At 37.4% G+C, this 22,563-nt stretch carries 24 protein-coding genes and 1 riboswitch; of the genes, 14 read left to right on the forward strand and 10 right to left on the reverse strand.

What is annotated here, in order from left to right; all coding sequences use genetic code 11:
* Window positions 1-333: 333 nt before the first annotated feature.
* Both I6U50_RS16075 and I6U50_RS16080 read left to right on the forward strand, forming a co-directional pair.
* Complete coding sequence (locus tag I6U50_RS16075) at window positions 334-666, forward strand: hypothetical protein (RefSeq protein WP_317192016.1); 333 nt, start codon at window positions 334-336, stop codon at window positions 664-666.
* Window positions 667-707: 41 nt separating this feature from the next.
* Window positions 708-851 (forward strand): hypothetical protein, encoded by a 144-nt coding sequence (locus tag I6U50_RS16080; RefSeq protein ID WP_317192017.1) that lies wholly within the window; start codon window positions 708-710, stop codon window positions 849-851.
* Here the strand turns inward: I6U50_RS16080 and I6U50_RS05515 are convergent.
* The 5 genes from I6U50_RS05515 to metK all read right to left on the reverse strand — a co-directional run bounded on the left by I6U50_RS05515 (window position 848) and on the right by metK (window position 6,132).
* Complete coding sequence (locus I6U50_RS05515) at window positions 848-1,789, reverse strand: pyridoxal-phosphate dependent enzyme (protein ID WP_198638127.1); 942 nt, start codon at window positions 1,787-1,789, stop codon at window positions 848-850. The genes I6U50_RS16080 and I6U50_RS05515 overlap by 4 nt on opposite strands.
* Before the next feature lie 67 nt (window positions 1,790-1,856).
* Window positions 1,857-2,309 (reverse strand): universal stress protein, encoded by a 453-nt coding sequence (locus tag I6U50_RS05520; protein WP_193711640.1) that lies wholly within the window; start codon window positions 2,307-2,309, stop codon window positions 1,857-1,859.
* Window positions 2,310-2,420: 111 nt separating this feature from the next.
* Window positions 2,421-3,350 carry a 2-hydroxyacid dehydrogenase gene (locus I6U50_RS05525; RefSeq protein ID WP_198638128.1) on the reverse strand — a complete coding sequence of 310 codons (930 nt, stop codon included), beginning with the start codon at window positions 3,348-3,350 and terminating at the stop codon, window positions 2,421-2,423.
* A gap of 26 nt (window positions 3,351-3,376) precedes the next feature.
* A complete protein-coding gene (locus I6U50_RS05530; RefSeq protein ID WP_193711638.1) occupies window positions 3,377-4,741 on the reverse strand; it encodes an acyl-CoA dehydrogenase family protein in 1,365 nt (454 codons plus the stop codon).
* A 134-nt stretch (window positions 4,742-4,875) separates the two neighbouring features.
* Complete coding sequence (gene metK / locus I6U50_RS05535) at window positions 4,876-6,132, reverse strand: methionine adenosyltransferase (RefSeq protein ID WP_198627815.1); 1,257 nt, start codon at window positions 6,130-6,132, stop codon at window positions 4,876-4,878.
* Between the two features lie 891 nt (window positions 6,133-7,023).
* On the opposite strand from metK, the gene I6U50_RS05540 reads away from it, so the two are divergent.
* From I6U50_RS05540 to I6U50_RS05590, 11 genes are all read left to right on the forward strand, one after another.
* A complete protein-coding gene (locus I6U50_RS05540; protein ID WP_198638129.1) occupies window positions 7,024-8,316 on the forward strand; it encodes an O-acetylhomoserine aminocarboxypropyltransferase/cysteine synthase family protein in 1,293 nt (430 codons plus the stop codon).
* Window positions 8,317-8,402: 86 nt separating this feature from the next.
* Complete coding sequence (locus tag I6U50_RS05545; RefSeq protein ID WP_193711635.1) at window positions 8,403-9,416, forward strand: alpha/beta fold hydrolase; 1,014 nt, start codon at window positions 8,403-8,405, stop codon at window positions 9,414-9,416.
* Entirely contained in the window at window positions 9,379-10,452 is a 1,074-nt protein-coding gene (locus I6U50_RS05550) for a homoserine dehydrogenase family protein (RefSeq protein ID WP_198638130.1), read from the forward strand. The genes I6U50_RS05545 and I6U50_RS05550 overlap by 38 nt, the downstream gene beginning before the upstream one ends.
* A gap of 21 nt (window positions 10,453-10,473) precedes the next feature.
* Complete coding sequence (locus I6U50_RS05555) at window positions 10,474-11,637, forward strand: trans-sulfuration enzyme family protein (protein WP_198627812.1); 1,164 nt, start codon at window positions 10,474-10,476, stop codon at window positions 11,635-11,637.
* A gap of 94 nt (window positions 11,638-11,731) precedes the next feature.
* On the forward strand, window positions 11,732-12,148 hold the full coding sequence (locus tag I6U50_RS05560; protein WP_198638243.1) for an RrF2 family transcriptional regulator: 417 nt from the start codon (window positions 11,732-11,734) through the stop codon (window positions 12,146-12,148).
* 122 nt (window positions 12,149-12,270) lie between these two features.
* Window positions 12,271-12,522, forward strand: a complete 252-nt coding sequence (locus tag I6U50_RS05565; RefSeq protein ID WP_193711632.1) for a DUF2061 domain-containing protein — start codon at window positions 12,271-12,273, stop codon at window positions 12,520-12,522.
* A gap of 65 nt (window positions 12,523-12,587) precedes the next feature.
* Window positions 12,588-13,217, forward strand: a complete 630-nt coding sequence (locus tag I6U50_RS05570) for a phosphoadenosine phosphosulfate reductase domain-containing protein (protein ID WP_193711631.1) — start codon at window positions 12,588-12,590, stop codon at window positions 13,215-13,217.
* A 174-nt stretch (window positions 13,218-13,391) separates the two neighbouring features.
* Window positions 13,392-15,485: a HEPN domain-containing protein gene (locus I6U50_RS05575; protein WP_198638131.1), complete on the forward strand. Its 2,094-nt coding sequence runs from the start codon at window positions 13,392-13,394 to the stop codon at window positions 15,483-15,485.
* On the forward strand, window positions 15,451-16,263 hold the full coding sequence (gene cobA / locus I6U50_RS05580) for a uroporphyrinogen-III C-methyltransferase (RefSeq protein WP_394370610.1): 813 nt from the start codon (window positions 15,451-15,453) through the stop codon (window positions 16,261-16,263). Before I6U50_RS05575 ends, cobA begins: the two co-directional genes overlap by 35 nt.
* A gap of 6 nt (window positions 16,264-16,269) precedes the next feature.
* Entirely contained in the window at window positions 16,270-16,863 is a 594-nt protein-coding gene (locus I6U50_RS05585; protein WP_198627809.1) for a precorrin-2 dehydrogenase/sirohydrochlorin ferrochelatase family protein, read from the forward strand.
* Window positions 16,856-17,920, forward strand: coding sequence for an NAD(P)/FAD-dependent oxidoreductase (locus tag I6U50_RS05590; RefSeq protein WP_198638132.1), 1,065 nt, complete (start codon window positions 16,856-16,858; stop codon window positions 17,918-17,920). Before I6U50_RS05585 ends, I6U50_RS05590 begins: the two co-directional genes overlap by 8 nt.
* A gap of 202 nt (window positions 17,921-18,122) precedes the next feature.
* Here the strand turns inward: I6U50_RS05590 and I6U50_RS05595 are convergent, their stop codons facing one another.
* The 5 genes from I6U50_RS05595 to I6U50_RS05615 form a co-directional block, all read right to left on the reverse strand.
* Complete coding sequence (locus I6U50_RS05595) at window positions 18,123-18,956, reverse strand: NAD(P)-dependent oxidoreductase (protein ID WP_198638133.1); 834 nt, start codon at window positions 18,954-18,956, stop codon at window positions 18,123-18,125.
* Window positions 18,957-19,005: 49 nt separating this feature from the next.
* The gene (locus I6U50_RS05600) at window positions 19,006-19,326 is read right to left on the reverse strand and encodes an ArsR/SmtB family transcription factor (RefSeq protein WP_193711626.1); all 321 of its coding nucleotides are present in this window, start codon (window positions 19,324-19,326) and stop codon (window positions 19,006-19,008) included.
* A 750-nt stretch (window positions 19,327-20,076) separates the two neighbouring features.
* Complete coding sequence (locus I6U50_RS05605) at window positions 20,077-20,499, reverse strand: hypothetical protein (protein WP_198638134.1); 423 nt, start codon at window positions 20,497-20,499, stop codon at window positions 20,077-20,079.
* Complete coding sequence (locus I6U50_RS05610) at window positions 20,492-20,971, reverse strand: helix-turn-helix domain-containing protein (protein WP_198627805.1); 480 nt, start codon at window positions 20,969-20,971, stop codon at window positions 20,492-20,494. The genes I6U50_RS05605 and I6U50_RS05610 overlap by 8 nt, the downstream gene beginning before the upstream one ends.
* Before the next feature lie 3 nt (window positions 20,972-20,974).
* Entirely contained in the window at window positions 20,975-21,460 is a 486-nt protein-coding gene (locus I6U50_RS05615; RefSeq protein ID WP_198638135.1) for a hypothetical protein, read from the reverse strand.
* Window positions 21,461-21,812: 352 nt separating this feature from the next.
* Here I6U50_RS05615 and I6U50_RS05620 point away from each other — a divergent pair, with 352 nt between their 5' ends.
* Complete coding sequence (locus tag I6U50_RS05620; protein WP_198638136.1) at window positions 21,813-22,235, forward strand: OsmC family protein; 423 nt, start codon at window positions 21,813-21,815, stop codon at window positions 22,233-22,235.
* A gap of 209 nt (window positions 22,236-22,444) precedes the next feature.
* Window positions 22,445-22,553: riboswitch (SAM riboswitch) on the forward strand.
* Window positions 22,554-22,563 lie beyond the last annotated feature (10 nt).

Here is a 22,563-nt window from a genome sequence, read left to right on the forward strand (position 1 = left end):
GTGTAATTTTTAATGATTTTTGTTATGATGCCAATTATAAAAGTCTCAATTCGAGCGTTTTTTGAAGTAAAAAAATGTATTGAGAAGGCTAAACACTTGAGTCTGTTCTCAATTAATTTTCATTGTTATTATTCATAAAAACTATTTGAATTGATATGCCCTTAGTGTTTAATAAGCTCTTATTTTAAGAGGCTAAATATACTATGAAATGCTTAAAAGCTAAAGCAGATATGTAGATTTAAAACCTGAAATCTTATGACGCATGTTTTTTATGAGTATTACTTTTTCTATTAAGTTTGATGTAAATAATATTTTACTGAAATTCTTAAAAAAATGGGAGATAATAAACCTGAAGTTTGGTTGCGGGGAAAAGTAGCGGGGGTGCCTAATTTGTTGCAGCCTGTGGCTCATGCACTTTTGCAATCCATGGAAGAAATAGAAAAATACACGCAGGGATTTCCGGAAGAGTTACTTTGGGAAATGCCCTCAGGAAGAGCTTCTGTGGGTTTTCATTTGCAACATTTAACCGGAATATTAGATAGAATGTTAAGCTATGCAAAAGCTGAAAAGCTATCGGAAGCTCAATTTGCTTATTTGAAAAATGAGGGAAATTCAAATGAAGATATTTCCATGAAAATCCTTGTACAAAATTTCCGAAAAAGGTAGAGGAGGCAGTCGTTTTTCTTAAAAATACCCCTGAAGATATTTTGACAGAATATAGACCGGTGGGTAGAAAAGCATTGCCATCTAGCGTAATTGGTTTGTTGTTTCACGCAGCAGAACATAGCCAACGGCACGTTGGGCAAGTTTTGGTAACGGTGAGTTTTTTAAAGGAAAACCGGGAAATTTAAAAAGGTAAATTGCTTACATCTACATTGCCTCCCGAGATAATAATCCCTACTTTTTTTCCCTGAAATTTTTCTTTTTCACGTAAAAGGGCTGCAAAAGCTACCGCTGCCGATGGTTCAACTACAATTTTAAGCCGTTCCCAAATAAGCTTCATAGCGGAAATAATTTCTTCTTCCTCTACCCGAATAATTTCAGAGACTCTTTCTTGAATAATAGGGAAGTTTTTATCGCCCAGGTGGGTTTTTAAACCATCGGCAATGGTATTGGTACTTTTGTTAAACTTAATTTTTCCGCTTTTAAGAGACCTGTAGGCATCGTCAACTTCAAAGGGTTCTGCACCTATAGTTTTGCATTTTTCAGCATAAAAGTCTACCGCAAGTGCTGTGCCCGCTAAAAGTCCGCCGCCACCAACGGGAGTTATAATTAGGTCTAATTCGGGAAAATCTTCCAGAAATTCCTTAGCTGCGGTGCCCTGTCCATAAATTACATCAAGATCATTAGAAGGATGCAGAAAAATAGCTCCCGTGTCTTCCTGTATTTTTTTGGCTGCTGATTCCCGGGCTTTTATATTGGGTTCACATTCGGTAATTTGCCCGCCATAAGTTTTTACGGCCTCTTTCTTTACTTGTGGAGCAGAGGATGGCATTACAATGTAAGCCGGAATTCCCAGACTTTTTGCTGAAAGTGAAACTGCTTGTGCAAAGTTGCCCGAAGAATGGGTAACCACGCCTTTTTTACGCTCTTCTGCACCTAACGCCAAAATTGCGGCCGTAGCACCACGCATTTTAAAAGCACCCATTCTTTGAAAATTCTCACATTTAAAATATACTTCGGTCCCTGCGAGACCATTTAATAATCGCGATCGCATAATGGGCGTGCGCTTAATATAGGGTGCAATATTGGAGTGTAAGTTTGTGAATTCCTCTTTGCTTATCATCATACAAGACTTCTACGAATAAAATTAATGCCAATAAATGTTGCGATTTTAATAGCAATGAAATAACCGCCTATTTTTTTTCTTCAATGGGTACAGCAAAAACCGGTATTTCAGCGTTTTTAAAAAGTTCTACCGATACACTTTCGGCAAAAAGATTGTAAAAAAAGCTGTGTTTGTGCGTACCTACAATAAGCATATCGGCTTTCAATTTTTTGGCTTCTTCCAGAACCGTTTCTACAGTAGAACCTTGAATTAAAAGGGCTTCAGATGGTATTTTTTCACTAATAAACATCTTGCAAATTTCCTGTAATTCTTTATGTTCGGTTTTAAGTTCGTCGGCACGCATGTCCCTTATGTATTGAGGGCCGGTGCTATAACCCACAAAATCGGGATCTGGGGCGGCCACGTGAACCACCCAGATCTTTGCCTTAAATTTCATTGCAATACTTTCAGCATAAGCCATTAGTTCCCCAACGGCATCGTTAAAATCTATGGCTACAAGAATGTTTTTGAAATTTTTCATAAGTAACTTTTTTATTGGCGCCGCCAAAGGGTGTAATACCTCCAAGGCTTGCCTCGACATTAAAAATTTGTTTCCAACGAATGCCTCGTGAGCTTGACACGAGGTAGTTTACTAATAACCTATGTCTCTTTTTACTTCATTTTTAAGTGGTTCCCCGTCCTGCAATCTTTCGTAGTTTTCAATAATTTGCGGTACCACAGATTTTGGATGGGTAACACTGGCAATGTGGGGAGTTACTCTAATTTTTGGGTGTTTCCAAAACGGATGTTCATCTCTAATGGGTTCTTCCCAAAATACATCTAAGGCAGCCCCCGAAAGATGACCATCATCTACTTTGGCCAATAAGTCCTGCTCTACCAAATGTTCTCCACGCGCAACATTTATTAGATAGGCCCCCTTTGGTAATTTTTCGAATAATTCTTTGTCGAGTATTTTTTCGGTATTCGGAGTTAAAGGGAGCATATTTACCAGGATATTGGATTGTTCCAGGAATTCGTCTAGTTCATCTTCACCGGCAAAGCTTTCTACATTTTCAATTTCTTTTTTATTTCTTGAAAATCCAATTACCTGAAAATCGTTTTGAAGTAATTTATGTGCTACCCGTTGTCCCAGGTTTCCAATTCCTAAAATCCCTACTTTAATTTGATTGTTTCGGGTGTAGGGAACAGGTTCCCACTTTTCGTTAAGTTGACTTTCCCTGTAATGCAGAAGGTTTCTTTGGTGAGCCAGAATAAGGCCCAGCACAAAAGTCCCCATATCTTCTTCTAATCTATCATCTACTACTTTGGTGATTTTAATATTTTCGGGAAGCTCTTCATCACTGGTAATATGGTCTACCCCGGCACCCATAGAAGCAATCACTTTTAAATTAGGGTAATTTTTGAAAATTCCGCGTGGATGCTTCCAGGTAAGGGCAAACTCTACTTCTTCTTTATCATGGTCTTCCGGATAAACATAAATGTTTAGGCCCGGATGTTGTTCTTTTAATGCTTTAACCCAGGCTTCCGGGTCTTTCCCCGGACTAATAACTAATAATGACATTCTTTTTCTATTTTTTTTGATTAGTATTAACTCACAAATGCACTATAACCCGTAATTGCACGGCCTACAATAAGTGAATTTATTTCTTTTGTTCCTTCATAACTATAAATGGCTTCTGCATCGGCCACAAAACGCGCTACATCGTGTTCAAGTAAAATACCATTTCCGCCCATTACTTCGCGGGCACGGCTTACTACATCCCTGGTGCGCATACTGCAAAATACTTTGGCCAGAGATGCGTGTTCGTCTGTAAGCAAATCGGCATCCTGCATTTCAGAAAGCCTAAAAACCAGGGTTTGCATTGCAGTAAGATTGGATACCATTTCTACCAGGTGATTCTGAATTAGTTGGTAAGAGGCAATGGGTCTTCCAAACTGTTCTCTTTTTCGGGTGTATTTTAAAGCACTTTCGTAAGCTCCACGGGCGCAGCCAACTGCCTGCCAGGCCACCCCTGCCCTGGTCATGCGAAGTACTTTTGCGGTATCTTTAAATGAATTGGCGTTTTGCAACCTATCACTTTCGGGTATCTTACAATCGGTTAAGGTAATGAGGGCATTTTGTACAATTCGCAGTGCCATTTTATCCTGCATCTTTTCAGCCTTAAAACCGGGATTTTCTTTTCTAACCAGGAAACCTTTTACCTGGTTACTATCTTCATCTCTTGCCCAAATAATAATTACATCGGCGAAGGTGGCGTTGCCTATCCATTTTTTCTGTCCGTTTAAGATCCAACTTTCGCCATCAAACCTACAGGTGGTTTCCAGGCCACCGGCAACACCAGAACCTACATTTGGTTCTGTAAGGCCAAAAGCGCCAATCGCCTCCAGTTTTTGCATTTTTGGAAGCCACTCTTGTTTTTGTTCTTCGCTACCACATAGATAAATAGAGCCCATTGCAAGCCCGCTATGTACGCCAAAAAAAGTTGAGATAGACACATCTACCCTGGCAATTTCCTGCGCAATGATACCTTCCATTAAGAAAGGAAGGTTGGGGCAGCCATAACCTTTGTAAGGAACGCCCGTAATATTTAATTTCTTGAATTTTTCAATGATTTCGTGTGGAAATTTAGCCCGGTTCCAATGGTCGTTCACCAAAGGTCTCACTTCATCTTCCATAAAATTTCGCACCTGCATCTGGAGCTTGCGTTGCTCTTCTGTTAACTTAAGGTCTAAGTTGTAAAAATCGCCATCTATGGGAGGGAGATCGCTTTGGCCTTTTTTACGCTTGGCTTTTAACATTTTCATTAAACCCTGCAGCTGACGTTCATCGAGCTGGCCTAAACTTTTTACCGCTTCAGAAAGATCTATTTGTTTATTGATTTTCGCTAATTGATCCATATCAACCGACTTTAATAGGTTGATAGTGTTTTTTACTTTTTTAAAAACAGACATAAGACGCTTGGTTAGTGTAATTCTAAAAATAGGAATTAAAACTGCGCCCCGTTGTTAAAGCTTTCCGAAGAAAAAGTCAAAAAAAAAATACCGCTGATTGCAGCGGTATTTTAAATAATTATGGCATTTGTAATTTAAAGCTTAAAAGCTTCCTTTACTTTATCTACATAATCCAGTTTTTCCCAGGTAAATAATTCAACTTCTTTCTTTATTTCTCCGGAATAAGGACTTTTAAAGATTTTTGTAATGGTTCTTGGGGTTTTTCCCATATGCCCATAGGCAGCGGTTTCGCGATAAATAGGATTTCTGAGTTTTAACCTGTCTTCAATGGCCCAGGGGCGCATGTCAAAAATTTCAGCTACTTTTTTAGCGATTTCTCCATCTTTCATATCTACTTTGGCCGTACCGTAAGTTTCTACAGAGATTGAAGTAGGCTCTACCACCCCAATGGCGTAAGAAACCTGTACTAACACTTCATCTGCAAGCCCGGCGGCCACTAAATTTTTGGCTACGTGCCTGGAAGCATAAGCAGCAGATCTATCTACCTTGCTGGGATCCTTACCTGAAAAAGCACCACCTCCGTGGGCACCTTTACCACCGTAGGTGTCTACAATAATTTTTCTTCCAGTTAGACCGGCATCACCGTGAGGACCGCCAATAACAAATTTTCCTGTAGGGTTTATATGATAAGTGATGTCGTCGTTAAATAGTTTTTGTACATATTCAGGTAATTGTGCCTTTACCCGGGGAATAAGAATTTCAATAATATCTTTCTTAATCTTTTTCAGCATTTCCTCATCGTTCCCATTAAAATCGTCGTGCTGGGTAGAAACCACAATGGCAACAATCTTTTGCGGAACATTATCATCGCTATATTCTATGGTAACCTGGCTTTTAGAATCTGGCCTCAGGTAAGGAATATCTTTTCCTTCCCGCCTTAATTTTGCCAGTTCAATAAGAATTTTATGCGAAATGTCCAGTGCCAGCGGCATATAATTCTCGGTTTCGTTGGTAGCGTAACCAAACATCATACCCTGGTCTCCGGCACCTTGTTCTTCCTTGTTTCCACGATCTACACCCTGGTAGATCTCCTGGGATTGTTCGTGAATTAATGAGATTACGCCACAAGAATCCCCGCTAAATTTATAAGCCCCTTTGGTGTAACCAATATCGTTTATTACTTCCCTGGCAATGTTTTGCACATCTAAATAGGTGTCGCTTCTAACCTCACCGGCAAGTACAACCTGTCCTGTAGTTACGAGGGTTTCGCAGGCAACTTTGGAATTTTCGTCAAATGCAAGGAAATTATCCAGCAGTGTATCGCTAATTTGATCTGCGATTTTATCGGGGTGTCCTTCAGATACACTTTCTGAAGTAAATAAATATGCCATATTTAAAAATGTTTTTAAAAAATATGGGCAGCATTTGACAGATAAAGCTAAGAGGAGTGTATTACTGCTTTAGCATTTTTAATACACAATTCGTGTATTTGAGGGTTGCAATCAGTCAAATCCTTCCCTTTAATTAATTCGGGTACAAATGTATAAAAATAACCTCAACTCGAACTTGCTTTAACTTTCTTTTTTATTCGGTTTAAGGATGTTAGCAACGTAGATAGAAGCATCTATTTTATAATTATTTGACTTACAGTTTATTGTCTTTATTTTTGATTTAAAAATGGAGAATTGTTATTTTTAAATCAAAATAAATATCGACTTTTTATTTTTTACGCCTTTTAAAATTTTTTTCGTAAAAATGCTGTTTCGATTTGGAAATTAGAAATTTCTCCCCTTATATTTGCCGGGAACAAAACAAAGAAATGTACCAGACAATTTTCAATATGATGCGTATGATGATGTGGAGAGCCTCCGCAGCGCATTCAATTGAATAAATCTGAAAAGATAAAATTGAAAAAGCCGCTGCCAAACGCAGCGGTTTTTTTATGTCATAATTTAATGTTGTAAGCTTAGAATTACAGTAAAAAATAAAACGAAGAATTCCGGTTTTCCGGAGCTATAGAAATAAACGAGATGAAAAAGGCAATGAACAATATGATGATGCGTGATATGATGATGTCTATGATGATGCGACACATGAATCGCTATTGCCAAAACCGAATTTAACTTAGTTTGTTTAGAGTTCAATTTAAAAGGTCCCCTTGGTAATAGCTACTTAAGGGGACTTTTTTTTACAAAACAATTATATACCCGCAAAGTAGGGAATTCAATAAAAAATAAATCAAACTTCAAAATACGAAGTAAGAATATAAAAAATTAGAAATTATGAGTACGCAAAAATTTTCAACAAACGCATTACACGCCGGTCACGATACTAAAAACAATGGAGGAACAAGGGCTGTGCCTATTTATCAAACCACTTCTTATGTATTTAATAATTCAGATCACGCTGCAAATCTTTTTTCATTAGCTGAACCCGGATACATCTACACCCGCTTAAACAACCCAACGAACGATGTTTTGGAGCAAAGGCTTGCTGCATTGGAAGGAGGTATTGCGGCAGTAGTTACTGCATCTGGAACGGCTGCTATAAACACTACGCTTTTAACGCTTTTAAAAGCCGGAGATCATATTGTAGCTTCCAGTAGTTTGTATGGAGGAACTTACAATTTACTGAGCGTAACCTTACCTAGATTGGGAATTACCACCACCTTTGTAGATCCTGAATATCCCGAAAACTTTAAAAAGGCGGCCAAAGAAAATACCCGTGCAATTTTTGTGGAATCTCTAGGGAATCCAAAACTCGATGTGCTAGATCTAAAAGCCATTGCTGCAGAAGCCAGTGCACTTAAAGTTCCGTTTATAGTTGATAATACTGTTGCTACCCCTTCATTGTTAAAACCCATTGAGCACGGAGCAGATATTGTTATTGAATCGCTTACCAAATACATTAGCGGTAATGGAACTTCGCTGGGAGGTGCTATTGTTGATGCAGGTAATTTTGACTGGGCAAATGGAAAGTTCCCGGAATTTACAGAGCCATCACCGGGTTACCACGGACTTGTTTACCACGAGGCATTGAAAGAAGCAGCTTTTATTGCTAAAGTTAGAATTGAAGGTCTTCGCGATCACGGGGCAGCATTAAGCCCATATAATGCTTTTCAGATTTTACAGGGGCTGGAAACCCTGGAAATTAGGATAAAACAACATAGTGAAAATGCCCTTGCGCTCGCCCAATGGTTGGAACAGCAAAAAGAAGTGAAGTGGGTGAATTATCCGGGGCTTGAAAGTAGTAAGTACAATAAACTGGCTAAAGAATACCTTCCAAAAGGCCAAAGTGGTGTGGTTACTTTTGGAGTAGAAGGTGGCTTTGAATCGGCTAAAGTTATTGCCGACGAGACCAAACTATTTTCTCTTGTTGCCAATATTGGAGATACCAAATCTTTAATTATTCATCCTGCAAGTACCACGCATCAGCAACTGGACGAGAAGCAACAGGCAACAACCGGAGTTACAAAAGACCTTATTCGACTTTCTGTAGGACTTGAAAATATAGAAGATTTAAAAGCAGATTTAGTGGAGGCATTTGCCAAGATTAAAGAAAAAGCACTGGTTTAATTTATTGTTGGTGGAAAGGCAAAGGAGAAAGCAGCCAGGTTAAGTCTTTTTCCTTTTGCTCTTTCTAAATCAAAAAAAAGAGAAAAATGCTTCAGGAACTCTGTTTAAAAGATTTTAGGAATTCGGCGGGAACGGTACAGGATATCCATTTGAGCTTTCAACAATTTGGGCAAAGCCATAAAACTGCGCCGGTTGTTTTAATAAACCACGCACTTACAGGAAACTCTCAAATTACCGGGAAATTGGGGTGGTGGACCAAAATTGTAGGTGAAAACAAAAGTGTAGATACCAATAAATTTAGTATTCTGGCTTTTAATATTCCGGGTAATGGATTCAATGGGAAAAAAGAACACCTAATTGAAAATTACAAGGAGTTTACCCTGGCTGATATTGCCAGAATTCAAGCCCTGGCCCTGGAACGTCTGGAAATAGAAAAACTCTTTGCTATAATTGGCGGCTCTATAGGAGGAGCCCTTGCCTGGGAATTGGCTGCTTTAAAACCCGATTTGGCCGAACATATTATTCCTATTGCAACCGATTATAAAGCTACAGATTGGGTGTTGGCAAATTGTAAAGTGCAGGGACAAATATTAAATAACTCTAATACCCCGGTAAAAGACGCTAGAATGCATGCCATGACTTTTTACCGTACGCCACAATCCCTAAGTAAAAAATTTAATAGAAGCAAAGAAGAACTGGAGCCTTGTTATAAGGTTGAAGGCTGGTTGCAATACCACGGTAAAAAATTGGAAGAACGTTTTCAACTGGCGTCATATAAATTAATGAACCATTTACTAACCACCATAGATATTAGTAAAGGTAGCGGTAAATACCTGGAGGCCGCAAAAAAAATTAAGGGCGATATTCATATAGTAACGGTAAATTCAGACTGGTTTTTCCTGGCCGACGAGAACTGGGACACTTATGTAAACCTTTCGCTCGAAAAAAATAATGTGAGTATTCACGAAATAAAATCAATACACGGGCATGATGCGTTTTTAATTGAAGCCGCACAACTGTCTAGATTTTTAAAACCTGTATTTAAAACCAACATTAAAGAAAATGAAAAAAGTGAACATCATCTTGTTTGGGATCGGTAACGTAGGAAGTACCCTTATCAATCAATTACTTAACGCAAAAGAGCAATGGGAAAAGAATTCGGGAGTTTCAATAGACATTCCGGTAATTGCCAATTCTACAAAAGCACTTTTTACTACCGAAGGAATTTCTGAAAACTGGCAAGAAGAATTCAAAAGCAATGCTAAAAATTATAAACTTGAAGATATCCTGGATTTTACCAGAACCAACGATCTTGAAAACTTAATTGGGATAGATGCTACGGCAAGTAAGGAGTTTGCATCAATTTATATAAGGTTAATTCAAAATGGCTTTAACCTGGTAGCGGCCAATAAGGTAGCCAATACCTTATCTTCAGATTTTTACAAAGAAATACGTAAAGAACTGGATTATCACGGCAAACATTTTTATTACGAAACCAATGTAGGTGCAGGGTTGCCCATAGTACAAACCGTTCAGGACCTATACCAATCTGGTGAGAAAGTCACCAAAATTCGTGGAGTTTTCTCCGGTTCGTTAAGCTTTATTTTTAATACTTTTTCTGAAAATCAGGAAGAATTTTCTGATGTATTAAAGAAAGCGGGAACGCTTGGTTATACCGAGCCTGACGCCCGCGAAGATCTTTCAGGTAACGATGTTGGTAGGAAATTGTTAATTCTTGCCCGTGAGCTTGAGTTAGATAAGGAGTTTCAAGAAGTTAAAATTCAGTCTTTAATTCCTGAGAAATTAAACGGAAAAACTACCGCAGAGGAATTTCAACAAAGACTTGGGGAGTTAGACGAGATTTTTAGCAAACACAAGAACGAGCAGGAACAAGGTAATGTATTGCGATATATTGGTGAGATTGAAGTAGCCAGTGCCAGCCTGGAGGCAAAGCTTATTTCTGAACCAAAAAATACAGCCCTGGGACAAATTAAGGGAGCCGATAACATCTTTGAGATCTACACCGAATCTTATGGAGATCAACCCCTGGTTATTCAGGGAGCAGGTGCAGGAGCTGCCGTAACTGCCCGTGGAATTGCTGGCGATGTACTTAAATTATCGCAAAGGCTAAATTAAAAAACAACAAAATCAACAATTATGCATTTTGAATCCGAAGCCATTAGAACCCAAAACGAACGAACGCAATACCAGGAGCATTCCACGCCCTTGTATCTTACGTCTAGTTTTGTTTTTGATGATGCCGAAGACATGAGGGCTTCTTTTTCTGAGGAAAAAGAACGCAATATCTATAGCCGCTTTACAAATCCGAACAATTCAGAGTTTACTGAAAAAATGGTAAAAATGGAAGGGGCAGAGGCCGGTTTTTCTTTTGCCACAGGAATGAGTGCTGTTTTTTCCAGTCTTGCGGCCTTGTTAAATAGTGGCGATCATATAATTTCGGCCAGAGCTGTTTTTGGCTCTACCCACAGTTTGTTTACCAAATTTTTTCCAAAGTGGAATATTTCGCACTCTTATTTTAATGTAAACGAAGTTGATAAGATTGAAGAATTAATAAAGCCGGAAACCAAAATGATTTTTGCCGAAACGCCTACCAATCCAGGTTTGGACATTTTGGATTTGGAGTTGTTGGGGAGGATTGCGAAAAAGCATAATATTATTCTGGTAATTGATAATTGTTTTGCCACACCCTGGTTGCAAAACCCTATTAAATATGGAGCAGATCTAGTAATTCATTCTGCAACAAAACTAATAGATGGCCAGGGGCGTGTGCTAGGAGGGGTAACTGTAGGAAGAGCCGATTTGATTCGGGAAATTTATTTGTTCTCAAGAAATACCGGCCCGGCTTTGTCGCCGTTCAATGCCTGGGTGCTTTCAAAAAGCCTTGAAACCCTGTCGGTGCGTTTGGATAAACATTGCGAAAACGCCGAAAAAGTAGCACGGTTTTTAGAATCCCAGGCCAACGCTGAAAATGTAAAATACCCATTTTTGAAATCGCATCCACAATATGAGATTGCAATAAAACAAATGAAAAAAGGAGGAAACATTGTTTCCTTTGAGATTAAAGGGGGGATTGAAGCAGGTAGAAAGTTTATTGATGCCGTAAAACTCTGTTCAAGATCTGCCAATTTGGGAGATACAAGAAGTATTGTGACGCATCCTGCCTCTACCACCCATAGTAAATTAAGTGAAGAAGATAGATTGGAAGCTGGGATAACCCCCGGTTTAGTTAGGGTTTCGGTAGGCCTGGAACATGTAGAAGATATAATAGAAGACCTAAAGCAGGCATTAAATTCAATTTAATATGCTCATTTCAGCAGAATGCTTTCGTTTTGATATTTTCGTAGAGAGATCTATAATAAATGTAAAAAAGTCAATATTTGAGTATATTCGCAGTATGCTTTCAAAAAAGACTAAATACGGTATTAAAGCCCTGGCGTTTATCGCGAAAAAAGCCGATAAGAAACCAGTGCAAACTTCAGAAATCTCCAAAAGCGAAAATATTTCCCAAAAATTCCTCGAAAGCATTCTGTTGGAATTACGAAAATCGGGATTTTTAGGATCCAAAAAAGGCAAGGGTGGGGGCTATTATTTAATAAAAGAGCCTAGAGATATTCAAATGACAGCGGTTATACGCGTTTTGGAAGGTCCTATTGCCATGGTTCCCTGTGTGAGCCTTAATTATTACGAAAAGTGTGACGATTGCCCTAGTGAAGAAACCTGTTCGGTGCATAGCCTAATGATACAGGTTAGGGATAGTACACTTAAGGTTTTAGGCGATAATACTTTAGCCGATATTTCAGCAAGGAAATAATTTTTTTAATGTTAAAAACTGAAAATTAGGCCATTATTTATTGGTCTAAAAAAAAATAAAATTACTTTTGCTCTATAACCTACTAATTCTATAGGTTAATAGAATTAAAAATTTTGAGGAGTATGATATTGGATCAGGCAAAAACTAAAACCACATATAAAAAAGACAGGACTTCAGAGAAGCCTCTACGAAGTATTCTAAAAACGGTGAGTTGGAGGATTGTAGGAACCTTAGATACCATAGCTATTTCCTGGGTTCTTACAGGGGAAATTGACACTGCACTCGCCATAGGATCGGTAGAATTGGTCACTAAAATGGTTTTGTATTTTGGCCACGAGCGACTTTGGAACATGATTAGTTTTGGGAAAGATTGAAATTGAATTTTAGAAAAATATATAAAGTTAAGTTAGGTTCTAGAAGAACCAGAAAATTTTGAAAGATGAAACGGTACAGTGAAAAAGAATTAAAAATTCTCAACCAACAATTCAAGGGAATAACCCCGGCCGAGATTGTACAATGGGTGACTTCTAATGCAGAAAGACCTGTAGTTACTACCAACTTTAGGCCTTATGAAGCTGCAATTTTACATGCAGTTTCAGAAATAGATCCTGTGATAAAGGTCATATGGTGCGATACCGGTTATAATACCCCTCAAACTTACAAGCACGCAAAACAGGTGATAGATCAATTACAGTTAAATGTAAAGCTCTATATACCAAAACAAACCGCAGCATATAGGGATGCACTTTTTGGAGGAATTCCCGATATTAATAATCCTCAACACGAAGAGTTTACCAGGCAGGTGAAACTGGAGCCTTTTGCACGTGCCATGAATCAGCAAAATCCTGATGTTTGGTTTACAAATCTTAGAAAGGGTCAAACCAATTTTAGGAATAGCATAGATATTTTGAGTTACAGTAAAGACGGATTGTTAAAAGTGAGCCCTTTTTATCACTGGAGTGACGAAAAACTAGATGCTTATTTAGAGGAAAATAACCTGCCAAATGAGTTCAAGTATTTTGATCCCACTAAAGTTCTGGAAAATAGGGAGTGTGGGCTTCATGCTTAATATAAAAAAATGAATAAAGAAAAATCACAGATTATCATGTGCCGCTTTATGTGTATTCCCAGCACTTAAAGGTATCTTTTTGTAAAATTTATAAAAGGTTCTTTTAGGTGAAAACACAAAAGAACCTTTTTTGTTAAACGCCTGTTTTAGGCATCATTTTAAAAATTATTAGTAATGCAAAGTTTTAGAACCGAAATAGAAAACCCGGTAGTTGAGCAAGATATCCTTGATTTAGAGAAAAAAATCAGGCTGTTTCGTGAAGGAAAAGCCGATGAAGAAAAATTCCGAAGCCTGCGTTTGGCGCGTGGTGTATATGGACAAAGGCAGGCTGGGGTGCAAATGGTTCGTATAAAACTGCCATTTGGAAGAGTCACTTCAGAACAATTACATAGAATAGCCGATGTTTCTGATGAATATTCCAAAGGCCGATTGCATATTACCACGCGCCAGGATATTCAAATTCATCATGTTAGTCTGGATAGAACGCCAGAACTTTGGGCGCAACTTGAAAAAGATGACATTACCTTACGGGAAGCTTGTGGAAATACGGTGAGAAACGTAACGGCCTCCCCAACTGCAGGGATAGATAAAAATGAGCCTTTTGATGTCTCTCCTTACGCCCATGGAACTTTCCAGTTTTTCCTGCGGAATCCTATTTGCCAGGAAATGGGGAGGAAATTTAAGATGTCTTTTTCTTCTTCAGAAGAAGATACGGCACTTAGCTATATTCATGATCTGGGCTTTATTGCAAAGTTGAAAGACGGGAAACGCGGATTTAAAGTAATGTTGGGCGGCGGACTCGGTTCTCAGCCAAGACACGCCGATGAACTTTATGAATTTTTACCGGCCGAAGAACTTCTTCCTTTAATTGAAGGGGTCTTACGGGTTTTTGATAGATATGGTGAACGCAAAAAGAGGCTGAAAGCCAGAATGAAGTTTCTTATAAAAGATATAGGTAAAGAAGCTTTTATGAAATTGGTGTCTGAGCAAAATACGGCACTTTCTAAAAATCATCCAGATTTTGAAATTGAAAAATTTGAGGTAGAACCACTACTTCAGAAAGTTGAGGTTCCTCAGGTTGAAATTGAAGATGAAAAGCACTTTGAAACCTGGAGAAACACCAACGTAATTCCGCAGAAACAGGAAGGTTTATTTGCTGTGGGAATTCGTGTGCCGCTAGGTGATTTTTATACCCGGGGTGCCAGGAAACTTGCCGATTTGGTTAAAAAATATGCGGGAAATGAAATAAGACTTAGTTTAAGACAGGATATCCTAATTCGTCATGTTAGAGAAGCGTTTCTGCCTTTTTTCTATTCAGAATTAAAAAAACTTGGTTACGCTGAAACCGGTTACGACAAAACCGTAGATATTACCGCCTGCCCGGGTACCGATACCTGTAACCTTGGTATTGCCAGCAGTACGGGAATTACAGATGTTTTGGAAGATGTTTTAAAAGAGGAATATCCGCAGTTTATAAACGGAAAAGACATCACCATAAAAATTAGTGGATGTATGAATGCCTGTGGCCAGCATAATATGGCCGAGATAGGTTTTCAGGGAATGTCTGTAAAAGTTGGAAAAACCGTGGCACCAGCACTTCAGGTTTTACTGGGTGGTGGAACACTTGGAAACGGAAAAGGTCGTTTTGCCGATAAAGTTGTAAAAGTGCCCAGTAAGCGAGGGCCACAAGCATTGCGATTGCTACTTAACGATTTCGAGGCGAATGCCAATTCTGAAGAAAAATTTGCAGAATACTATGATAGACAGGGGAAAACCTATTTCTATGATTTACTAAAAGAACTTGCCGATACTTCAACTATTACCGAAAATGAATATGTGGATTGGGGGCACGAAAAGCCTTATATAAAAGCGGTTGGAGTAGGCGAGTGTGCCGGCGTGGTTATAGATCTTATCGCAACTTTGTTATTTGAAAGTGAAGAAAAGATAGATAATGCTAAAAGTGCATTGGAGCGAAAAGCCTGGGCCGATAGTATTTATCATTCCTATACGTCTATTGTAAATTCAGCTAAAGCATTATTGCTTGCAGAAGACGTGAAAACCAATACCCAGGCCGGGATTATCTCTCAGTTTGATGAGTTATTTATAGACACCGGCAAAATTGAGTTGGCAACTTCTTTTAAAGAGTTTGCCTACCAAATGAATGAGCACGAGCCCACTGAAGCTTTTGCCAATAAATATTTAGAAGATGCGCATTTGTTCTTAAAAAGAGTAGATGCATTTAGAACAAAGGAGGTACAAAATGTATAATTCACCAAAATTAAGCGTGGTTGGCGCCGGGCCGGGAGATCCTGAATTGATTACACTTAAGGCTTTAAACACTTTAAAAGATGCCAAAGTGGTGCTTTTTGATGCGCTTATTAATCGCGATTTATTGGAATACGCCCCACAAGCCGAACATATTTTTGTAGGAAAAAGAAAGGATAAACATCGCTATTCTCAAGATGAGATTAACGAACTTATTGTAAAGTATGCGCTGGAGAGAGGTCACGTAGTTAGGCTAAAAGGAGGCGATCCATTTATTTTTGGAAGAGGCTCAGAAGAGATTAACTATGCAAAACAATATGGCCTGGAAACCACGGTAGTTTCGGGGATTACTTCCTCTATTGCCGTTCCGGCCAATGTGGGGATTCCACTTACCCAACGTGGCACCTCCGAGAGTTTTTGGGTAATAACAGGAACCACAACCCAAAAGAGAATTTCAGAAGATGTTCGTTTGGCAGCGCAATCTACCGCAACGGTGGTGATTTTGATGGGAATGGCAAAACTCCGGGAAATTGTTGAGATTTTTAGTTATTACGGAAAAGAGAATATTCCGGTAGGGATTATTCAGAATGGAACCACAGCCAATGAAAAGTCGGGTTTTGGAACTATAAAAAGTATAGAAAAAGTAGTTGCAGAAAAGCGATTAACCGCACCTGCCATTATCGTTATTGGCGAAGTTGTTAAAGAAAGCGGGAAATTAGAGTCGGTAATGAAAAACGCAATTCAGGAACCAGTAATTATAAATTCCCCGTTTGGGGCCTAAGGGCTTATGGAAGAGAGAAACGAATTATACCCGGTATTCTTAAAAGTCAATAAGCTAAATATTTTAGTGGTTGGTGGTGGAAGTGTGGGGCATGAGAAACTTCACTTTTTATTTAAGTCCAGTCCCAGGGCCAATGTAGAAGTGGTTGCAACATGGTTTTTGCCGGAAACAGAAGAGCTTGCAAAGAAACATGGCGCCAAATTAACCAAAGGTCGGTATAAGAAAAAATACTTGAAAAACCGGCACTTTGTAATTGCAGCTACTAACGATGCGAAACTCAACAAACGTGTTCACCGCCATGCAAAAAAACGCTATTTGCTAGCGAATATTGCTGATACGCCTGAACTCTGTGATTTTTATATGGGTGGAATTGTAAATAAGGGGCACGTAAAAATTGCGATTTCTACCAATGGAAAATCACCCACCGCTGCCAAGCGTTTGCGCCAGTTTTTCGAGGAAGTGATTCCCGAAAATATAAACCAAATGGTAGAAAACCTTAATGAATACCGTAGCACTATTAAAGGCGACTTTGAAGCCAAAGTGGAACAAATGAATACTATAACCGAATCTTTAAAAGTTAAAAATAAGAGTGATGATTAAAACAGATATCCTCATTATAGGAGCCGGGCCAACCGGTTTATTTACCGTTTTTGAAGCGGGATTGTTAAAGCTAAAAACCCATTTAATAGATGCCCTACCGCAACCCGGCGGGCAGTGTTCTGAGATATACCCTAAAAAACCCATTTACGATATTCCGGCATTTCCCGAAATTTTAGCTGGAGATCTGGTAAATAATTTAATGGAGCAAATTAAACCTTTTCAGCCGGGATTCACTTTAGGAGAACGCGCCGAAACTTTAGAAAAGCTGGATGATGGTACCTTTATAGTAACTACCAATAAGGGAACAAAACACCACGCTCCGGTAGTAGCTATTGCCGGCGGCTTAGGTTCTTTTGAACCCAGAAAACCTCCAATTTCAAATATTGCCGATTTTGAAGATAAAGGTGTTTCTTATTTTATTAAAGATCCTGAAGTTTACCGCGATAAAAAAGTAGTGATTGCCGGGGGAGGAGATTCGGCTTTAGATTGGGCTATTTACCTGGCTGAAGTTGCTGCTGAAGTTGCGCTGGTACATAGAAGGGCAGAATTTCGTGGTGCCCTGGATTCTGTAGAAAGAGTTTCAGAATTGGCAAAACTAGGTAAGATAGAAATGATTACCAATGCTGAGGTAGTTGGCCTAAGAGGAGAAGACAGGCTTGAGCAAGTGGTAATTAGGCATAAAGATGAAGCCCGCGGAGAAGAATTTAAAGAGGTAGACGATTTTATCCCATTATTTGGCTTGTCGCCAAAATTGGGGCCCATTGGAAATTGGGGACTCGAAATTGAAAAAAACGCTATAAAAGTTGATAATTCCTATGATTATCAAACCAATATCCCAGGGGTGTATGCTATTGGTGATGTAAACACTTATAAAGGAAAATTGAAATTAATTCTTTCCGGGTTTCACGAGGCGGCTATTATGTGTCAAAGTGCTTACAACCGTATTTTTCCCGATAAAAAATATGTACTTAAATATACCACCGTTGGTGGCGTAACCGGATTTGACGGTAGTAAAAAAGAAGCCAAAAAAGAAGTGGTACAGAGTATTGGCGTGTAGGCTTTTTAGCTCTCGAAGTAAATTTGAAACAGGTTACTTAAGGGGAGTAAAAGAAATGCCTTTTATGGTTATTAGTTCCCCTCCTTTTAAAGGAGGGGTGGCTAATAGGCCTGGTGGTTGAAGCCTTTTTTTGGTCGCTTACTTGATATCACAAGGGTACGAATCAATCATCTAACTCGCTTTATAGAATGTTGTTTTTATATTATTTCTTGATTTTTTTGAAATAATTATCTTTCATATCTACTAGATATACACCTTGACCATACCATTGTTTTTTTTCATCATTGGATAATGTGGCAACTCTTAATATCTCTTCGGCAGTATCTTCTCTACCAATTGTTCTTTTGGCATATTTTAATGGGAGCTCTTCACTATGTAATCCGGTCGTGTTAAAAACATATGCGTACCGTCTTTTGGCAGGTGTATCTTTTAATGCAGCAGGTCTGAATATGATAAAATCTAAACCTTCCGGTTGAGCCTTAGCAAGAATTGCCTCGCTCTTGGTTACATTTTTAAAAATTGGAAAAATCACTTGAACAAGATTAGATAACATATTGTAATTCGCAGGCCATGCGGTTAGGCTTTTCCCCGGAACGCCCTCGGTGCCTACCGAACCATGATATAATGTTTCTACCCAACGGCTATTTCGCTGGCCATCAACTATTGCTTGAATCGTATCGGTGTAAAGTGTGTTTTTAGAATTTATCATGTCTTTGGTCTTTGTCACCCCAACAAAACAACAAATTGCATCTATAGACTTGTCTTCTTTGAGAAGTTGAGCATAAGTTTCCGGCTTTAAAATGTTGCTATTCTTTGCTTTTAATTTACCTGTTTTATTATTAGTCGCTATTCCGTCAGGGGTTAGATTTGTATTTTCCAATACATCATTCATTCGTCTTAGTGCCGCTTTATCATCTACTGCACGGCAAAGTGCTGTGACATCGTGACCTTGTCTTAATGCCTTTTTTACAAAGAAGCGTGCACCACGAGATGCTGCCGCTACAACAAGAAAATGTCTTTTTTTATGTTCTTTCATTTTTTATTTGGTTGTATGCACACATATGCATATTTTGAATTAAATTTTTTTAGTTCTTAGTATGTACATTCATTAAATCTCTCAATGATTTAGCGGTTTTTTCAATATGTTGAGTAATTAATTCACAATCAAGTGTGTAGAAAGTATGTCTTGAGCGTTTCTCTTTTATAACGATACCTTGTGTTTGCAGTTGTTCTAAATGTCTTGAAATTACTGATCTATCCTGCGTGAAATTTTCTGCAATTTCTTTGATGCTACGTTCCTTTCCATCAGCCAGGTGCTTTACAAGTTCAAAGCGAACAGGCTCAAACATGGTGAGAAAAAATTTCAAATTGATAGATTCTTCTATGTTATGCTCCGGATTTGCCATTTTTCACTTATATGTGCAAATGTATGCATATAATTTGATAGGTCAAAGATTTTATTTTGTTTATTAAATTAAAAATTTAATATGGTAATTAAGGGGATTGTAATAATATAATAGGTTTTGAAAAAAAAGTAATTGACAGCCCCTTTTTTGTATGGTACTTTAAGCGGTCTAAATCTTTGTTTGGCCCACCTATGGTCATGTTGCACAATTCGGTGAAAAGTCAATTTTCCCTGAATGTGGTGATAGTTCTAATTTTATGTTATTACATGTTAATAATTGCACTCAAAGTAGGGCATAAATTAGGGAGTCGCACTTTGGCGGTAATTAAAACAGAAACTTCTTATGAAATTGGGCTTATATCATAGTATTATTCAATAGATAAGCTCAAAATAGTACAAGTCTGTACCACAAAACAACGTAGGTGGCCAATTAGGATCACATTTTTTAGCAAGTGGACAGATTTATTTAACCAATCATAGTGATGCTGGTGGCACTCTGGAAGTGACCACAAATAGGATGCTGAGCAGGTTATTTTTGCATTGAATTCTTACTGAAGCAAAGCTTTATTAAAAATTCAACGCCTTAAAAATTAAATGATTATGAGATAATAGAGTTTAAAATATTATTTTTGAGAGACAAGATTATTGCTTTTCATAGGAACCGTCTTTTTTGGCAACTGGCTTGGCTCCAATAAAAAAGCAAATTAATCTAAAAATCAATTTGCCTTAAATCTATAAATGTTATAATTCTTTATTTTTTAAATTCTACATCTTCTTGTACCATATCTGCTACATTTAATGTAGGTAGTATGAATTCGTTATAACGAGTATTTTCAGTTTTTGAATGTAAAACCCCTCTAGTAGTTCCCACAGTTATAACTGCTAAGTGAGCCATAAATCTTTTGGGGATTTTTACTGTTTTTTCATTAGTAAAGTCTTTCCAGATTTTTGGATCAATATTAAATTCACAGGAAACCTCAATAATTAAAAAGGCTTTGTCATTTTGCTCAAATTGAATTTTCACAGATGACTTTATTGCTGAATTTGACGGATCTATTCCAAAACTAATATTGGTTTCTAGGTTGAATTCCTCATTTTCATCATCATATGCATCATCAATAAATGCAAATTGATGCGTATTTATTTTTTTTAATTGAAATCCTATTTTATTCATTAATTACCTCTCTATAATCAGTTGAATTTGAATAAAACTCTTTTGAAGCAAAATTAAATGTAATTACATTATCAGATTTTGTGTAATTGTTTTGAGTTACTTTTTGCTTCTTATACTTTGCCTCATTTTTAACAACAACTTCTTCTTGACCTTTGATTATACTATTATCAATAATTTTAATATCTAAAGCTTTTTGAATTTTTGATATAGTTTCAATATTCAGCTTTTCAGTTCCCTTTAATAATTTACTTACATACTGAGGACTGCAATCTAGAACTTCAGATAATTCTTTTTGATTTTTTGGAGCAATATCTTTCTTTTTGTTTTCTCTTAAAGAAGAAAGAATCTTAACTGCTATAGCAAATGAAATATCTAGCCAATCCTGGTTTTCTTGACGATATTTTGCTTTATCTAGCCAGCCAGATTTTTTATCTGAAATAAGTGCTTTAAACTTCTCTGTTTGATTTGTCATATTTTAAAAAAATATTTCTTGAAAACTATCAGCGTCGTAAACCCCTTGATCTTTCAAATAATCTCTTGCTTTGTTTATCTTAATAAGTTCGTCGTTGGTGTGGGGTCTATCTTGCATTAAATGTTGATTATCCAATTTGATGGCTCCTCCAGTTATTACATAGTGTTCGTTATCTATTTTAATGGCGTATAATCTTAGCCATCTATTTCTGGCTTTCTGGTGAGTAAGATCTTCTGATGTATATACATTGTTATTCAGGTTCTTAAAAAGTTCATTTAGTCTGTTTGGTTCAGACTCAGCAAACTCTAAAAGTTTATTCCTTAAAAAATCTGCTTCTTTTTTTACTTTTTCAATCGCATCCTCAATACTAATCTTTATATCAGTTTCATTTTCTTCAAAAAATTCATTCAAAAATAATGGGTTAGCCCATTCGTCAAATACTCTTTCCAATTCATCAGGAAAGTCTTCTTTGTATTTGAATGAATACAAATATGGTACAAATGTATTGATTATTTGCATTAAATCAACCTGTGGGTTTACTTTTTTGTATTATTTAACTTTAAATGGAATCTCAAAATTACAAAAGTGAATACTTGATAACGGAATTATTGATTAGAACATATTAACAAAATTTCTAGCTTGTTGCGAACCCTTTATACCCTACTATTCCCAATTATATCATCATAGATAACCGGAATAAAGTCCATTTTAGGTATAACTTCCCAGTAAATCTATTAAAAATTTGTTACTGGCATTTACGGAAAACCCTAATCTGGGATAGGCTTTATAACTATGAGGTTTTTTAGTATGCTTTGATTAAATTTGTTTAAAATAAAATATTATGAAAATCAGCCTTAAAAGACTTAATAAAGATTACCATTTTGAAACCGTAAACGAACGCGGGGATATTGTTCATTTAGATAATAAAACCAATGCCGAGCCAAAGGGTGCCAGCCCTATGGATTTGCTGCTTCGTGCCATTGCCGGATGTAGCAGTATCGATATTGTAATGATCTTAAAAAAACAACAAATAGAGTTAGACGACCTTCAGGTGGAGGTAGAGGGCTTTAGGGAAGATGGAGCTATCCCCAATGTTTTTAAGAAGATTCAGGTTAACTTTTTATTAAAAGGAGATGTACCTGCGGCTAAGGCCAAACGTGCAGTAGACCTTTCTATAGATAAATATTGTTCGGTCTCTAAAATGTTGGAGAAAGCAGCGGAAATTAAATACGCTATTATCTTAAACGGGGAGTTGATTAATTAATAGCCCCTCTCTTAAATACAAATTCAAAGGTTTTTAAAGAAGCATTATAATTTTGCTATTTAAAAGCTTTTGAGTTTTTTTAATTTCAGTATTTAGATAATTCTTTTGAAATGTTAATTTAAGTTTCTTTTTAATAAAAATAGCTTTGAAGGCTTGTGTTTAATGGCTTGTATCGTATATTTGTGGGTTCAAGTTCATTGTTTGAAATATCGTTATCAAGAAAGGTTGAGGGATTAGACCCTGCGACACCTTGGCAACCCTCCTGTAATGGGAGAAGGTGCTAAATTCTACTTCGCTTATTGCGCAGATAGATAACAGAAAAGAATTC

It is taken from the genome of Salegentibacter maritimus, from assembly GCF_016236975.1.
Lineage (GTDB): Bacteria > Bacteroidota > Bacteroidia > Flavobacteriales > Flavobacteriaceae > Salegentibacter > Salegentibacter maritimus.